The 14,820-nt window shown below is 65.5% G+C and carries 13 protein-coding genes; 5 read left to right on the top strand and 8 right to left on the bottom strand.

All coding sequences use genetic code 11. From position 1 onward, the window contains the following. Window positions 1–106: 106 nt before the first annotated feature. The 4 genes from EHH60_RS26530 to EHH60_RS26515 form a co-directional block, all read right to left on the bottom strand. Window positions 107–880: an HpcH/HpaI aldolase family protein gene (locus EHH60_RS26530; protein ID WP_124162340.1), complete on the bottom strand. Its 774-nt coding sequence runs from the start codon at window positions 878–880 to the stop codon at window positions 107–109. Window positions 881–941: 61 nt separating this feature from the next. Further along, window positions 942–1,739, bottom strand: coding sequence for a glutamate racemase (gene murI / locus EHH60_RS26525; protein WP_124162339.1), 798 nt, complete (start codon window positions 1,737–1,739; stop codon window positions 942–944). Window positions 1,740–1,847: 108 nt separating this feature from the next. After that, window positions 1,848–2,654, bottom strand: coding sequence for a Crp/Fnr family transcriptional regulator (locus EHH60_RS26520; RefSeq protein WP_199752037.1), 807 nt, complete (start codon window positions 2,652–2,654; stop codon window positions 1,848–1,850). A gap of 251 nt (window positions 2,655–2,905) precedes the next feature. Next, window positions 2,906–3,988, bottom strand: coding sequence for a SecDF P1 head subdomain-containing protein (locus EHH60_RS26515; protein WP_124162337.1), 1,083 nt, complete (start codon window positions 3,986–3,988; stop codon window positions 2,906–2,908). Between the two features lie 229 nt (window positions 3,989–4,217). Here EHH60_RS26515 and EHH60_RS26510 point away from each other — a divergent pair, with 229 nt between their 5' ends. Then, window positions 4,218–6,125, top strand: coding sequence for an acyl-CoA synthetase (locus EHH60_RS26510; protein ID WP_124162336.1), 1,908 nt, complete (start codon window positions 4,218–4,220; stop codon window positions 6,123–6,125). 99 nt (window positions 6,126–6,224) lie between these two features. Here the strand turns inward: EHH60_RS26510 and EHH60_RS26505 are convergent, their stop codons facing one another. Continuing rightward, entirely contained in the window at window positions 6,225–7,397 is a 1,173-nt protein-coding gene (locus tag EHH60_RS26505; protein WP_124162335.1) for a M20 aminoacylase family protein, read from the bottom strand. A gap of 127 nt (window positions 7,398–7,524) precedes the next feature. Further along, window positions 7,525–8,832, bottom strand: a complete 1,308-nt coding sequence (gene purB / locus EHH60_RS26500) for an adenylosuccinate lyase (protein WP_124162334.1) — start codon at window positions 8,830–8,832, stop codon at window positions 7,525–7,527. A 577-nt stretch (window positions 8,833–9,409) separates the two neighbouring features. On the opposite strand from purB, the gene EHH60_RS26495 reads away from it, so the two are divergent. Continuing rightward, window positions 9,410–9,997, top strand: a complete 588-nt coding sequence (locus EHH60_RS26495; protein WP_124162333.1) for a TetR/AcrR family transcriptional regulator — start codon at window positions 9,410–9,412, stop codon at window positions 9,995–9,997. Between the two features lie 449 nt (window positions 9,998–10,446). Here EHH60_RS26495 and EHH60_RS26485 read toward each other — a convergent pair whose 3' ends face one another. Both EHH60_RS26485 and EHH60_RS26480 read right to left on the bottom strand, forming a co-directional pair. Then, entirely contained in the window at window positions 10,447–11,100 is a 654-nt protein-coding gene (locus tag EHH60_RS26485) for a response regulator (RefSeq protein WP_124162331.1), read from the bottom strand. A 7-nt stretch (window positions 11,101–11,107) separates the two neighbouring features. Next, complete coding sequence (locus EHH60_RS26480) at window positions 11,108–12,475, bottom strand: sensor histidine kinase (RefSeq protein ID WP_124162330.1); 1,368 nt, start codon at window positions 12,473–12,475, stop codon at window positions 11,108–11,110. A gap of 200 nt (window positions 12,476–12,675) precedes the next feature. Here EHH60_RS26480 and EHH60_RS26475 point away from each other — a divergent pair, with 200 nt between their 5' ends. From EHH60_RS26475 to EHH60_RS26465, 3 genes are read left to right on the top strand one after another with little or no spacing between them, the layout of a single operon-like run. Beyond that, the gene (locus EHH60_RS26475) at window positions 12,676–13,446 is read left to right on the top strand and encodes a MotA/TolQ/ExbB proton channel family protein (RefSeq protein WP_124162329.1); all 771 of its coding nucleotides are present in this window, start codon (window positions 12,676–12,678) and stop codon (window positions 13,444–13,446) included. After that, window positions 13,443–14,114: a DUF2135 domain-containing protein gene (locus EHH60_RS26470; RefSeq protein ID WP_124162328.1), complete on the top strand. Its 672-nt coding sequence runs from the start codon at window positions 13,443–13,445 to the stop codon at window positions 14,112–14,114. Before EHH60_RS26475 ends, EHH60_RS26470 begins: the two co-directional genes overlap by 4 nt. Continuing rightward, window positions 14,107–14,712: a hypothetical protein gene (locus tag EHH60_RS26465; protein WP_124162327.1), complete on the top strand. Its 606-nt coding sequence runs from the start codon at window positions 14,107–14,109 to the stop codon at window positions 14,710–14,712. Before EHH60_RS26470 ends, EHH60_RS26465 begins: the two co-directional genes overlap by 8 nt. Window positions 14,713–14,820 lie beyond the last annotated feature (108 nt).

The following is a 14,820-nucleotide window of genomic DNA, read 5'->3' as shown; positions in this document are numbered from 1 at the left end:
GGCAAACAACAGCGCGAGCGAAGTCTCCCTCAGCATGTTTTCCCCTGAACCGCGGACGCTGATAGCGCCGCGTTTGCGGCAGGGGCGACCCGCTTGCTGCGGCGATTCAGCGCCTGATGCCGTCGAACGCCGCCATGATGCCGCGCTGGAACAGCGACCAGTCGAAGCCGAGCGCGATCGCGCGGTAGCCGCGGTCGATCAGGGCGTTGGCCTGGTCGGCGGTGCGCGCCACGCCGCCGATCGGCACGCCGCTTTTGAGGATGCCGGCCTCGGCGCGCGCGATCAATTCGAGCAACTCCGGATCGTCCATCCGGCCGCGCTTGTTGATGGAGGTTGCGAGATCGCCGGGGCCGATCACGGCGACGTCGATGCCGGGCGTCGCCATGATCTCGTCGATGCGATTGACCGCGTCGACATGCTCGATGGTGATCATGCAGATCATCTCGTCGTCGGCACTCGCCATGTAGTCCGGCATCGACTGGCCCCAACGGAACGGGGCGTGGAACGGACCCCAGAGCCGGTCCCCGCGTGGCGGGTAGCGCATGCTGCGGACCGCCTTCTCGGCTTCGGCGGGCGTGGTGATCATCGGAAAGTTGATGCCGAAGGCGCCGATGTCCATCGGGGCCTTCGCGAGCCACGGTTCGTTTGCGGCGATCCGCACCAAGGGGGTGCAGGGCGTGCCGGTCGTGGCGGCGATCATTGCATGCGCTTCGGTCAATCCGATCGGGCCGTGCTCGAGATCGACGATGATCCAGTCGAGCGAGCGCGCCATGATCTGCACGGTCTGCACGCTCGGGATCGTCGCAATGGCGCCGAAGGCGGGGCGGCCCTCGCGCCACAATTGGCGGAGGCGGTTGAGCGGCGTGATCGGGATCGACATGGAGAGGCCTGCGGGCAGGTGACGACGGCGAAGCCTAGCAGCGCGCGCTTGTGGCGCAAAGTCAGGCCAGTGCGCGCCCGCCGAAGAACGGCGTCAGCATGGCTGAAAGGCCATGAGCGCGATTCGAGGTGAAGATCATCTCGGCACCGGACTCTGCGACGCCGCTCGTGCGCGCACCCAGCAGATCCGAGACGCGGCGGGCGATCGCCGGCGCCGGATCGATCCAGGCGACCGGCCAGGGTGCCAGCCGCTTCAGCCGGTCGAGCAGCAGCGGATAATGGGTGCAGGCGAGCACCACGGTGTCGGTGCGCGCGCTGGCATCCGCGGCATCGCCGACGAAGCAGGGGGCGAACTCGGCCAGAATGGCCTCATCGCTGATTGGGCTTCCGCCGAGCGCGGCCTCGGCGAGCGATGCGAGCTCGGGCGAGCCGACCAGCGTCACCTCGCATCCTTGCGCGAAATCGCGGATCAGCGCCTTGGTGTATTCGCGTTTCACCGTGCCTTTGGTGCCCAGCACCGAGACGCGGCGGGTCTTGGACTGCGCGCAGGCCGGCTTGATCGCCGGCACGGTGCCGACGAAAGGCACGGAATAGGCTGCGCGCAAGTGAGACAGGACCAGGGTGGACGCCGTGTTGCAGGCGATGACGACGAGGTCGGGATCATGCGTGCCGATCAGCTCGCCCATCAGCGGCACCACGCGGGCGATGATCTCAGCCTCGTCATGGTGTCCATAGGGGAAGAAGGCGTCGTCGGCGACATAGACGTAGTGCGCACCCGGGCGCGCGGCCACGACCTCACGGAGCACCGTGAGCCCGCCAAGGCCGGAATCGAACACCAGGATGGTTTCAGAATTGGTCACGCCGATACCCTAGCCCGTCATGGTTACCATTCGGTTTTTAGGGCGATTTTGCGGCGGGGCCCCGCAAAGTCCCGGACGGAGGGCGACGTCTCGTGGCCCGCGCGTCGGTCACGCGATCCTGTTCGTCGTCGCCGCGCGCTCCGCCGCCAGCTGCTTCTGCAGGCGATCGATGTTTTGCAGGAGGCGCTGGCTGGTCAGCACCAGGAAATAATAGCCGAACTGCGGATCCTGGAAGTAGATCTCGAGCAGGCGGTCGTACGTGATCGTCAGCACCTGTCCGTCCTCGATGCATTCGATCGTTCCGGTGCGGCGGTTGTCCGGCGTCAGGAAGCCGAGCTCGCCCATCAGCGCGCCCGGCCCGATCTCGACGTTGATCTCCTTGACCAGGAATTTGCCGGTGACCGTGAGCAGCATCTCCTTGGCCGGATCGCCCAGCTTGAACAGCGTGTCGCCGCGGCGATATTTGCGCTCGGTCATGAACGGCTTGAGCCATTCGATCGACATGTCGCCTTCGGCCGCATGGCGCGCCTTCTTGACCAGCTTGAGCATCTGCCGCAGGCGCAGGGCGTTGATCGGAAGCATCAGGAGATAGAGCAGGAACGTCGCGACGTTGGCGGTGAGCGCGCCGAAGAGAGCAAAGAACGCGCAGCCGATCATGTTGGCGACGCGCAGCGGCACCATCGTCCGCATCAAGAGGGTGGCGACGAAGAAGACCGCCCCGACCACGGCAAACAGATTGGCGAGCGTGATGTTGTGGACGAATATCTCCAAGAGCCGGTTGAAGATCGCGTCGTAGGTGACGTTGTCGGGATCCAGGCCCATCTGCACCAGGATTTTCGCGATCCTGAGGTTATCCGTGGCCGCGTCGAGAATGCGGTCGAGGATCGACGAAATGTCTGCGCTGCCGGACGGCATGGTACTAACCCCACGTAAGGCATTCAGTCCTGGTCGGCACCCGTATAGCCGAAATCGAATGACGACCGCTTGAATGACGCTTCCGGCCGTCATGCTGCAAGAGGCAAATTTTAGCGTGGTCGGGCGTTTCGGCAATTGCCCCTTGGTTGCCCGGCTGGCCACGGCGCGGGGCGTGATTCGGGGCAGCCGGTGTGGGCTGCGGCGTCGCGGACCGGCCGGGATGCCGGTGCGGCCGGGGCATGGCGCGACGCTTAAGGCTTGGTGGCGGGCTGCACGACCTGCTGCTCGACGAGGCCGAGGCGCCCCGGCAGCGAGCCGGCGCGCAGCAGCATCGCGACGCTGTTGGCCTCTTCCAGGGTGAAGTTGCCGGCGATCTGGCCCGAGCCGCCGGTGATGGGCTCGCGGATCACGGGAGCGGAGATCACCTTGTCGTCGAGCGCGATGGCAAAGGGCTTCCCGACGTTCTCCGCGGTGATGTGGGCGAAGCGCCGCGTGCCGCGGCCGTTGAAGCGGAACGAGGCGATCGGCTCCTTCGTGTCGCTCGCAAATCCCGGGCCCGCATAGCTGATGTCGTCGCCCTCGAGCGCGCTGTCCCTGGCGACGAGATAAGGAAGCCTGTCCTTGAAGCCGAGCAGGACTTCGGTGCCTGCCGGAGGCGCGCCGGATTGCGCCTGCTCCGCGGACATCGAGAGATCGATCAGGCGGAATCCGACCTTGACCTTCCTGGCGAAGATCGCGGTGACATGCTCGGGCTCCATCACGCCGGGCAGGAGGATGCGGATGCGGTCCGTCCCATCGACTTGAACGCTGGCAAGCTTGACGCCGGCGTCCTTGAGGCGCTGCTCGATCATGGCGATGGAATCTTCGACGAGGTCGCGCAGCCGCTCGGCGTATGCGGCATCGGTCGGTGCAAGCCTGATCAGACCGTCTCCGCCATCAGTCACGGTGAACGCATGCGCCGGCAATCCCTCGGCCGCCGACGCGAGTTTGCGCGTGAGCTGGTCGCGACCCTTCGCGTCCGCGATCTTCACGTCGACGCCCCCGTCGCGGATCGCAAGGCCGGAGAAGGCGATCCGGCCCTCGCGCAGGGTCCTGTAGACGTCGTCGCGCAGATCCGTGACGACCGCCTCCCGCAAGCCGTCGGTGTCCACCTTGTAGACGATGCGGGACCCGCCCAGCTTCTGCATCTTGTCGGCGACGAAGGCTGCGATTTTGGCGCGCATCTTGTCGAACTGGGTGTCTGCGCCGAGAGTGGCAGAGGGCAGAGCAATCGCGAATGCCGTCGCGAACGCGGCGATCAGCCGTGCAATGCGATTCCGCGGGGGCGTCGTCATGATGACCTCAAGTCTTGCGGCAGGACGCTGGCGGACGAATTCAGTGTCAGTTCTTGGTCCCCCGACCGGCCGCAGAGGTTCAAGCGCCACAGCCGGTAGGCAATGGACGAATGCTCAATCATCCATCATTCTGCCCGCGCTCGGCCGGCGCTCGGTCGGGGGCCTCGCCGAACCAAGATGTCACAAGATACGGGGGCGGGGACATGCATCTGAGGGAGGACGGAATTTCATGGCGGGCATCCACGCGCTCGATCGGTTCATCGGCAACGACTATCCGGATCTTTTGACGGACGATGAGGTCCGGGTATTCGAGCAGGTCCCCTACGCCGACCGCGTCGCGGCCGAGAGCACCTATGACGCCATCAGGCTAGGTGCGGTACGCAACCCCGACGGGGCCGCGATCCAGTTCCTGCAAAATGCCGATCCCGCCGACACGCCGCTGGTCGTCACCTATCGCGATTTCATCGCGCGCGTCACGCAGGCCGCCAATATGTTTCACGCACTCGGCGCCGAGAAGGGCGACGTCATCAGCTTCATGTTGCCGCTGGTGCCGGATGCCTTCGTCACGCTGTTCGGCGCCGAGGCCGCCGGCATCGCCAATCCCGTCAATCCGCTGCTCGAGCCGCACCAGATCGCCGAGATCCTGGAGGCCGCGAACACCAAGATCCTGGTGGCGCTTGGGCCGATGCCGGGCACCGACATCTGGCAGAAGGTCGAGCAGATCCGCCCGCAGCTCAAGCACCTGAAGGCGGTCGTGCAGGTATTCGGCGGCGGCGATCCAGCGAAAGGCATCTTTGCCTTCAGCGACCTGATCAAGCAGCAGCCGTCGGACCGGCTCGTCAGCGGACGCAAGATTTCGAGTGCTGATATCGCCGCTTATTTCCACACCGGCGGCACCACGGGTACGCCGAAGCTGGTGCGGCACACGCATGCCAACCAAGTCTATCAGGCCTGGGCCCTCAATCTGTTGCTGAAGGCGAAGCCCGGCGCAAACCTGCTATTTGGCATGCCGCTGTTCCACGTCGGGGGCTCGCTGACGCAGGTGCTGACGACGCTGTCGAGCGGCGGCTCGCTGGTCGTGCTGTCGCCGAGCGGCTGGCGCAATCCGAATGCAGTGAAGAACATCTGGCGGCTGGTCGAGCGTTTCAAGCCCGACGCGCTGTCGAGTGTGCCGACGGTGCTCGCCGCGACCCTCGCGGTGCCGCCGGGCAATGCGGATATCTCGAGCCTGAAATATGCGGCAGGTGGCGGCTCGGCGATTCCGGTCGCGGTCGGCTCCGCGATCCAGGACAAGTTCAAGCTGCCGGTGGTCGAGGTCTACGGCATGACCGAGACCTCGAGCGTGCACACGCTGGCCTATCCGTCGCGGCCGATCCGGCTCGGCTCGGTCGGCCTTCCCATGCCTTATGCGCGTGTGCGCATCGTGCAGCTCGATTCCGAGGGACGCCTGATCCGTGACTGCGCGACCGACGAGATCGGCGTCGTCATCATGGCCGGGCCCGGCGTGTTCGGCGGCTATCTCAATGACGAGCACAACAGGGGCGCCTTCGTCGACGAGGTCTGGGTCAACTCCGGCGATCTTGGCCGGCTCGATGCCGACGGCTATCTCTGGATCACCGGCCGCGCCAAGGATCTCGTGATCCGCGGCGGCCACAACATCGATCCGGCGCCGATCGAGGAGATCATGTTCCGTCACCCCGCCGTCGGCTTCGCCGCGGTGGTCGGCCAGCCCGATGCCTATGCCGGCGAGCTGCCGGTGGGATATGTGCAGTTGAAGCCGGGCGCAAAGGTCGAGCCGGGCGAGCTGGAAGCGTGGGTGCGGGAGCGCACGCCGGAGCGCGCGGCCGTCCCGGTGCAGGTCATTCCGATCGATCCGATGCCGGTGACCGGTGTCGGAAAGGTGTTCAAGCCGCAGCTGCGCTGGGACGCCGCGCAGCGCGTGTTCACCAAGGTGCTGACGCCGCTGGTCGAGCGCGGCATCGATTGCAAGGTGAAGGTCGGTCCGCACGGCAGCCACGGCTCGATCGCGACCGTGACGCTCGCCGGCGTTGCGGAGGGTCAGCGCGAGGCCGTCGCGAACGAGGTGCACAAGCTGCTTGCACCGTTCGTGATGCGTCACGAGGTGGTGCAGGCGTAGGTGCTTGCGTTGAACTGTCGCCCGGATGAGCGAAGCGATATTGGGGGGCTTCCCAGGTGTCGCTTCGCTCACCCGGCTACAAGCGCAGCGATTGCGGTCTTAACCCGCCGGCATCCGCGTCTCGACCAGGCGCGCCCAGAACGAGGCGCCGTGGCCTAGGATGTTGTCGTTGAAGACATAGGCCGGGTGGTGGCACTCGTTGCCGGGGCCCATGCCGACAAGCACCATTGCGCCGGGACGCGCTTCAAGCATGAAGGAGAAGTCCTCGGCACCCATCATCGGAACGAATTTGTCGTTGACGCGATCGGCGCCGACGATGTCGCGCGCGACGTCAGCGGCAAGGCCGGCCTCGCGGGCATGGTTCATCGTGACCGGATACATCCGCGTGTATTTCGTTTCGGCCGAGCCGCCATAGGCACGGGCGATGCTGTCGGCGACTTCGCCGATACGGCGTTCGACGAGATCGCGCACTTCCGGATCGAGCGTACGCACGGTGCCGGCGAGCTCGGCGACCTCCGGGATGATGTTGAAGGCGGTGCCGGAATGGAATTGCGTGATCGAGATAACCGCCGATTTCAGCGGATCGACGTTGCGCGCGACGATCGATTGCAGCGCGCCCACGATCTGCGAGCCGATCAGCACGCTGTCGACCGACTTGTGCGGGCCGGCGCCGGCGTGGCCACCCTTGCCGCGAACAATGATCTGGATGTTGTCGGAGGAGGCGAGCATCGGCCCGGGCGTGGTGGCGAAATGGCCCTCGGGCAGGTTCGGCATGTTGTGCATGCCGTAGACCTCCTGGATGTTCCAGCGCGTCATCAGCCCGTCCTCGACCATCGCCTTGCCGCCGCCACCGCCTTCCTCGGCGGGCTGGAAGATCATCACGGCGGTGCCGTCGAAATTACGCGTCTCGGCGAGATATTTGGCCGCGCCGAGCAGCATCGCTGTGTGGCCGTCATGGCCGCAGGCGTGCATCTTGCCGGGGACCTTGGAGGCATAAGGCACGCCCGACGTCTCCATGATCGGCAGCGCGTCCATGTCGGCGCGCAGGCCGATGGTCTTGCCGGAGGCCGACTTGCGGCCGCGGATCACGCCGACCACGCCGGTGCGGCCGATGCCCGTTACCACCTCATCGCAGCCGAATTCGCGCAAGCGGTCCGCGACGATGCCGGCGGTGCGGTGGACCTCGTAGAGCAACTCGGGGTTCTCGTGGAAGTCATGGCGCCAGGCGGCCATTTCGTCGGAGAGGGCGGCAACGCGGTTGACGATGGGCATGAGGGATCCGTTTCTTCTGGGTTCTGTCGTCATTCCGGGGCGATGCGCAGCATCGAACCCGGAATCTGGAGATTGTAGCGCGAGATTCCGGGTTATTGCTTCGCGTGTGCCCCGGAATGACGAAATATCAGCTCTCCCCGAACACGCGCTTGAAGATCGTGTCGACGTGCTTGAGGTGATAGCCGAGGTCGAACTGCTCCTCGATCTCGGCGTCGGTGAGATATGTCTTCACCTCGGTGTCCTTCTTGAGGAGCTGGAGGAAGTCGCCTTCGCCGCGCCAGACCGGCATGGCGTTGCGCTGCACGAGCTTGTAGGCGTCCTCGCGGCTCGCGCCCTTCTGCGTCAGCGCCAGCAGCACGCGCTGCGAATGTACGAGGCCGCCCAGGCGATCGAGGTTCTTCTGCATGTTGGCGGGGTACACCAGCAGCTTGTCGATCAGCCCGGCGAGGCGCACCAGCGCGAAGTCGAGCGTCACCGTGGCGTCGGGGCCCATCATGCGCTCGGCGGAAGAGTGCGAGATGTCGCGCTCGTGCCAGAGCACGACGTTTTCCAGCGCCGGCGTCACGTAGGCGCGCACCATGCGGGAGAGGCCCGTGAGGTTTTCGGACAGCACCGGGTTACGCTTGTGCGGCATCGCGGAGGAGCCCTTCTGCCCTTCGGAGAAGAACTCTTCGGCCTCGAGCACCTCGGTGCGCTGCATGTGGCGGATTTCCACGGCGATGCGCTCGATCGAGGAAGCGATCACGCCGAGCGTCGAGAAATACATGGCGTGACGGTCGCGCGGGATCACCTGCGTCGAGATCGGCTCCGGCACGAGACCCATGGCCTTGGCGACATGCTCTTCGACCCGCGGATCGATCTGCGCGAAGGTGCCGACCGCGCCGGAGATGGCGCAGGTCGCGACTTCTTTCCGCGCCGCGATCAGACGTTCCTTGGCGCGGGTGAATTCGGCATAGGCATAAGCGAGCTTGAGGCCGAAGGTGACGGGCTCGGCGTGGATGCCGTGGCTGCGGCCGATCGTCGGCGTCATCTTGTGCTCGAAGGCGCGCTTCTTGAGCGCTGCCAGCACCTTGTCGAGGTCGGCGAGCAAGAGGTCGGCGGCGCGGGTGAGCTGGACGTTAAGGCAGGTATCGAGCACGTCGGAGGAGGTCATGCCCTGGTGCACGAAGCGCGCCTCGGGACCGACGATCTCGGCGAGGTGGGTGAGGAAGGCGATGACGTCGTGCTTGGTCTCGCGCTCGATCTCGTCGATGCGGGCGACGTCGAAGATGGCGTCCCTGGCCTTGGCCCAGACCGTTTCGGCGGCCTCCTTGGGGATGGTTCCGAGCTCGGCGAGCGCGTCCGCCGCATGCGCCTCGATCTCGAACCAGATCTTGAACCGGGTCTGCGGCTCCCAGATCGAGGCCATTTCCGGGCGGGTGTAGCGGGGGATCATCTGATGGCTCCAACAAGGTAGGCGGGCGGCCCGAGAGGGCTGTGCCGGCCAAAATGCTTTTTACGCCGTGATTTAGCAGAGCGGGGAGGGCTAAACAAACGGCGGAGGCAAGGTAGCGGGGGATGATTGGACCGAGCAGGCCGCCAGCACCCAGGCTCGGCCGGCAGCGGTCTCCCGATGGGGCGTTGGCCGCAGAAACCAACTGTCAATCACGGATCATTGACTGACAGATATTGAAATCTGTCAGCGAGACGTGTATATCCCTTCCCGGACGCTCCGATTGGGCGTCCCGCGACAGCCCCGGGGAGCCCGACATCCGAACCAAGCCCGGATCGGAGGGCGGATCGAAGAACGGGGAGCGCGGACGAATGGAGACTTACGACAATGACGACCGAAATCCTCAACTTCACCGGCGTGATTGGGCATTGGCTCAATTTGCTGGTGGCGCGCCAGATCGCGGCGCAGGCTGCAAAACTGCCTCATTAAGGCATAGGCTTTCCGAACGGCCGGCAAGGGCGCTTCGGAAGCAGCCCTACTGCCGGGTAACTGAGCCCCAAAACGGGAACATGGTGCTGGCATGAATGAAGCCGTTGTCTTGACGCCGGAGCGGATCCTCGAAGTCACCGAGGATGTGCTCAGGCGCTACGGACTTGCCAAGGCCACCGTGGTCGACGTTGCCCGCGCGCTCGATGTGAGCCACGGCAGCGTCTATCGCCATTTTCCCAGCAAGGCCTCGCTGCGCGAGGCCGTTGCCAAACGCTGGCTGGACCGCATCGACGCGCCCTTGCTGGCGATCGCGAACGAGCAGGGGCCGGCGCCGGACAGGCTGGACCGCTGGCTGCGCACGCTGTTCGCAGCCAAGCGTTCGCGCGTGCTCGACGACCCTGAAATGTTCGAGACTTACCTGACGCTGGCGCGCGAGGCCTGCGCGGCCGTCAAATGTCACAAGGACACCATGATCGACCAGATCGCGGCGATCCTGACCGATGGCGTAAAGCGAGGCGAATTCGCCGTGGGCGACGTCAAGGCAACCGCGCGAGCGATCTTCGATGCGACCGTCCGCTTCCACCATCCGGCCCATGCCGACGAGTGGAAGGACGCTGATCTCTCCGCACGCGTCGATGCGACGCTCGCTCTGCTGCTGCGCGGGCTGAAGGCGGCCTGAGGCAGCAGGACCCATTCATCCCGGGTGCTGCCGATCAGCCTCGCGTCTTCTGGAGAGCGGCGCCATAGCGAAGCGAGGGCGAGGAAGCCGGGTGTTTTCGAGTGTGCAGAGCAGGATCGGATGGCACGACCGGCGGACTATCCGGGTAGGCATTGACCGCGATTTCGACGGCGTCCTTTGACCGCTTTCGAAGGCGGTAGAACGTCAGCTCCTGGTCGAACATGGGGCAGCGAAAGTGGACGACGGCCGTGTCCGGCAGGCGGCAAAGTTCGTCGATGAGCTCGCCTACGGTGATAATCGGGGGATGGTCTACTGCTCTGTGATGACCCTTACTCATGACCCTTTGCTCCTTCTCTGTCGTACTAACCGGAGCCGGATCGGCTCCGTTCCAATTTCGTTCAGCAGATTGAGAAGCTTCGAGGGACTAGGGCAGTACGGCAGCTTTGCTGTTAGATCCTCGTCAGCCCACAGGTCGCGGCCAGCCGCACGAGCTGCGCATCCGTACGCGCGCCGGTCTTGGTCTTGATCAGATAGTGATAGTTCTGCACCGTCTTGACGCTGAGATTGAGATGCGTTGCGATCTGCTCGGTGGTGGCGCCATCGGCGAATTGGCGCAGAATCTCGATCTCGCGCTCGCCCAGCTGGTCCAGCGGCGAACCCGTCGACGACAGGCTGTCCTCGGCCAGAATATGCGCGATGTCGTCGCTCATGGCGCGCTCGCCGCGGGCGACGCTGCGAATCGCGGTCACGACGGCAGAGGGCTCGCTGCTCTTGGTGACGAAGCCGCTGGCGCCCGCGCCAAAGGCGGCCTTCACCAGCACGGCTTCGTTGTGCATGGTGAAGACGAGGATCCGCGCCCGTGGGCTGCGCGCGCGGATATTGCGGATGGCCTCCAGCCCGCTCGCGCCTGGCATCGAGATATCGAGCACGACGACGTCGGGGTCATGCGCCTTGAACGCGCCGTAGGCGTCCGCGGCGTTGTCGGCTTCCGCCACGACATGCAGATCGCCCTGGCTTTCCAGCACGCGCCGATAGCCTTGCCGCACGATCGGGTGGTCGTCGACCAGCAGCACGGAGATGCCTGTTGCTGCAACCTCGCTCATCCCGGCCTCACGCAGCGAGCGGGATGGTGGCGGCAACGCTGAGGCCGCCGCGGGCAGGCAGGATCGACAGCGATCCGCCGGCTGCCGTGACCCGCTCGCGGATGCCGGTCAGGCCGTACCCGTTCGACCGCGCGACACGGGACGCGTCGCCGCCGCCGTCGTCCTCGACGCGGATCAGCAGCGCATCGTCCTCGCCGGCACGGCGTTCGACGCGCAAGCTGATCTCGCGCGCGACGCCGTGACGCAGCGCGTTGGTCAGGCATTCCTGTGCCACGCGATAGGCCGTGGTGGCGGCCGGACCGCTGATGTCGGTGAGGTCACCCCTGAGATCGAGCTGAATCGTCGGCCGCGCCGCGCTCTGCGAGCGCCAGCTGTCGACGAGATTGACGAGGCTTGCCTCGAGCCCGAGCTCGTCGGGCAGCGGATTGCGCAGACGCTTCAAGGCGTCGCGCAGCGAGGCCATCAGATGATGGGTGGCCTGCGAGATCATGCGCGCATCCTGAGCGATTCCCGTGCTGTCGTCCTTCGTGCTCGCAGTCTCGATTGTGTTGGCGAAGGCGAGAATAGCGGAGAGATTCTGCCCGAACTCGTCGTGCAGCTCGCGGGCGAGGGCGCGGCGCTCGTCGTCGCGGATTTCGATCAGGCGCCGCGTCAGGGCGGCGCGCTGCTCGGTAGCTTCCTCCAGCCGGTCGCCGAGCTCGCCGACGGCGCTGCCGATCATCGCCAGCTCCATCGAGCGGAAGCGCGGCAGTTTCGTGCGATATTGACCGCGTGCCATGCGCTGCAGGGCGGTGACGATCGCGCGCGCCGGCGCCAGCGCATGTGCGATCGCGAGCGACGCCAACAGCCCGATTGCCGCCGCCATCAGCAGCGCGACATCGATCACGTTGAGGATGTACTCCCACGCCAGCGAGACGGCCGCCGCGCCGTCCGGCGTCGCGACCACCGTGCCGGCAGAAGCGGCGCGGGGACTGACGGGCCGGATGACCTCGGCGTGGCTGCCGAGGAAGGTGGGCACGATGGCGGCGAACCAGCGCGGCGGCGTCGCGCCCAGCCCCTCGCTTTGGCCGCAGAGCGGCTTCTCGAAAGCCGCGGCCGGCTGGAACTCGACGCAGACGCCAGGCGAGATCAGCTTCATCGTCTCCAGCGTGCGCCAGTCTGGAACCGGCAGCAGATGCTCGCGGGCTCTGCTGCTGCGCAACAAAAGCTCGCGCCAATACAGCGCCCGTAGCGCCTGCGCGACCCGCTGCGCCGAGGCAGCAGTCGCGCGGTCGACGCTGCGATGGGCCTCGAACGTGGCCCACAAGGTCGCGGCTCCGAGGCAGAGCACGACGATGAGCAGCAAACGGGCGACAAGCTGAAGCACGAGGCGCATGCGATCACCCCCGACGTTTGGTAAGGTCAGCCTAACAACGCCGACGCGCCTTGCCAATTGCAGTGGTTGGGGTGAATTGCAGCTTGGGCAAATTTCCCAAGCCGGATTGGGCATGGGTCTTTGGACCTGAAACGGCGGCTCTGATCTAATCGGTGGGGACGCGTTGCAAGCCAGTGCTTGCGAGCCAGGAGCGGTGCAGCATGAGTTCGATCACGATTGGACCGATCGCGGGGACCTCGACCGATCCCTCCGAGCGCAGCGCGCTGCTGTTCTGGATGATCTTCACCGGGCTCTCGATCTTCGCCGTCGTGCTGCTGTGGCGCTTCGGCCTGATCCACCTGATGCTGACCTCGGACCGGACCTACATTTCCAGCGTGATCGCGCTGCTTTATGTCCTCACCTGCGGCCACTGCTTCCTGCGCACGCGGGCGATTGCGCGTGAAGGCGCAGCGGCGCGGCGCTGCCGGGCGGTGCTGGCGGCGCCGGACGGCAGCAAGGTGCTGGATGCGAGTGCGGCCGTGCTGCCGCGCGGACTGGTCCGCGACCACATCCAGAGCCTGGTGACGAAAGCTGCGGCGCAGGACTACCGGCCGGTCGACCAGACGCTGCTATTGCGAAACCTCGCTGATCGCTTGCGGGGCTCCAACGGCTTCGGTGCTTTCGTCTCCGATACGCTGATGAAGCTCGGCCTGCTCGGCACCATTATCGGCTTCATCATCATGCTGGCGCCGATCGCGGGGCTGGATGCCGCCGACAAGGTCGCGATGCGTTCCTCGATGGGCTTGATGAGCGACGGCATGGCGGTCGCGATGTACACGACACTGGCCGGCCTCGTCGGCTCGATCCTGGTCCGGATCCAGTATTACATGCTGGATACCGCGACCCAGCGGGTGTTCTCGGATGCGGTGGTGCTGACGGAGACCTACGTGACGCCGGTGCTGGAGCGCAAAGGTTCCGGTGCGCCGTCATGATGGATGATTTCGGTCTCTATCCGCGCGAGGAGCCGTTCGATCCGCTGGGCGTGATGCTGTTCAAGGCGCTCCAGGTGATCGCGTTCCTGTTCTTCCTGGCGCTGCTCGCGGTCTCGCCGGACGCCAAGGAAGGCAAGATCGATTCCAAGGCGGAGTTCATCATCACGATGGACTGGCCGGACAATCATCCTGACGATCTCGACCTCTTCGTGCAGGATCCCGCCGGCAACATCGCCTGGTATCGCCACCGCGAGGCCGGTTTCCTCACGCTCGACCGCGACGACCGCGGCGGGGCCAATGATTTCATCATCGTCAACGGCAAGAAGATCGCTTCGCCGATCCGCGAGGAGATCGTCACGGTGCGCGGCATCGTCGCCGGCGAATACACCGTCAACGTTTCGCATTTCCAGGCAACGACCGGCGAGCCTGTTACGGCGAGCGTGAAGGTGCAGAAGCTCAACCCGACCGCGCAGGTGATCTTCGACAACAAGCTCGTGCTCGGCCATACCGGCGACGAGAAGACCGCGGTGCGTTTCCGGCTCGATTCCGAGGGCAAGGTCATCAATGTCGACCAGCGGCCGAAATCCCTGCTGGAGACGTTCCGCAACGTGCGCGCCAACGGCGCCGACATCGATCCGAAGACCGGTGTGAGGATGCGCCGTGAGTAATCTGCAAACCGTCATCCTGACGCTGTCGGTCGCCTACGCGGTCATCGGCGCTCTGCTGCTGGTCGTGCTGGTCTATGCGCGGTTGCACTGGTCATTGAAGGCGGTCGCCGTGGTCGTGACCAGCACCTTCTATGTCGTGAGCTTTACCGAGATGCGCGGGCTGCTCGGCTGGGCCAGCTCCGAACGGATGCCCTCCGCCTTCAAGCTGCTCCAGGCCCGCATTGTCGAGCCGCACTCACTGGAAGGCGATCCCGGCTCGATCTATCTGTGGGTCGAGGCGCTGGATGAGGACAATCGTCCGAGCGGCATCCCCCGGGCCTTCCGGGTGCCGTACGACGACAGGCTGGCCGACAAGACCCATGCCGCGCAGAACGAGATCGCAGCCGGTCACCCTCAAGGCGGGCGGGCCGCGGATTTCGGCGGCGGCGACGGCAGCCTGATCGACATGGTCCGGGAATATGTGACGCCCAAGACCATTTTGGAGACAAGCGGCGGCGATTCCTCGACCGGTGAGTTCAATGCGCCGCCGGCCGGCGCGCAAGGCGCGGTGTTCACCCCGATTCCGCCGCCCCGGATGCCGCCCAAGGACGAGCGATAGGCCCTTCATCATCACCGCAGGCCAGCGCTGGTAAACGGCGCAGCGCTGGCGCATCTTCTTGATCTCCCTCAATTTGGCCTTATCGGCTTTCAATATGAGTTCGAGGGG

This window comes from Bradyrhizobium sp. RP6 (assembly GCF_003837805.1).
Taxonomy (GTDB): domain Bacteria; phylum Pseudomonadota; class Alphaproteobacteria; order Rhizobiales; family Xanthobacteraceae; genus Bradyrhizobium.
This window is presented reverse-complemented; position numbering and strand designations above follow the sequence as displayed.